Below are 1,053 nucleotides of genomic sequence, written 5' to 3' on the forward strand. Positions count from 1 at the left end.
AGATGATACTGGACGCGACGACCCGCCAAGGGATCGCCCCAGACTTGGCCGAGTTCGATGATCAGCCCGCTCAAGGGGCCGCCGAACCTGTCCCACCTGGAAGCCAATTGCTCCGGCACCGACAGGCTTCCCACCATCAGGCCGTCGAAAACCACCTTGGCGATCTCACGCGCCCATTTACGTCCTGCCGGGAGCGCACGCAGGGTCCGCGGGTCGATCGAGCCACCACCGCTGCCGCAATCCGACGCAGCGTTCCACAAGGCGAACCACGCCAGTGCTTGGGAAGCGGTGCGGCCGTCCGCCGAGATCGCCCCATTGGCATGCGCCGACGCTGGATGCTTGACCCTGGGGTCGGCGGAAAAGCCGCGGGCGATAACGATTTCCGCGTCCGCCAGCATCTGCCTCGAATTGCGGGTGAGCGAGTTGGGGCTTGCCCGATAAAAAGCGAGCGGCTCGTCGACCATCACCCAAGGTTTGCCTTGACGTGCGACGCGCTGCCACAAATCCCAGTCTTCGCAGGTGCGCAGCGACACATCAAAGCCGCCCAACTCGACGATTGTCTCCCGGTCGATCAGCAGCGCGTGCGTGCGGATGGCACATCGGCGCGCGAAGGTCTCGAAGGGTTCAATCGCAACCTCGGTCGCGATGCTCGACGGGGTCAGTGCGCCATCGGGCATCACGCGCCGGGAACCGCAATAGCAAGCCACGGCATCCGGCGCGGCCTCCAGTGCGGCCAGCATCTTTGCGAGGAAGCCGGCGTCCACCCAATCGTCCGCATCCAGGAACATCAGCCAGCGGCCACGCGCCATCGAAATCCCTTCATTGCGCGCCCCCGCGGCGCTATGGGCACAAGAGTTCGCTGTCCGAAACCGGGCATCGCGCTCAACATAACCGGCGATGATTTGTGCGGTATTATCCGTCGAGCCATCGTCGACGATGATCGCCTCCCAATCAGCGATGCCCTGACCGAGGAGGCAATCGAGCGCTTGTGTCAGCGTGAGCCCCGCGTTCCGCGCCGGCACCACGATTGAAACCAAGGGATTATCCGCCACG

General features: G+C 64.3%; 1 protein-coding gene. It reads right to left on the reverse strand.

All coding sequences use genetic code 11. The features are described 5' to 3' along the window. Positions 1-1,037, reverse strand: a 1,037-nt coding sequence (locus tag O7A60_RS31685) for a glycosyltransferase family 2 protein (protein ID WP_337109578.1), incomplete at its 3' end; no start/stop codon positions are given. Positions 1,038-1,053 lie beyond the last annotated feature (16 nt).

It is taken from the genome of Mesorhizobium salmacidum (SeqCode) (assembly GCF_037179605.1).
GTDB classification, from domain to species: Bacteria; Pseudomonadota; Alphaproteobacteria; order Rhizobiales; family Rhizobiaceae; genus Mesorhizobium; species Mesorhizobium salmacidum.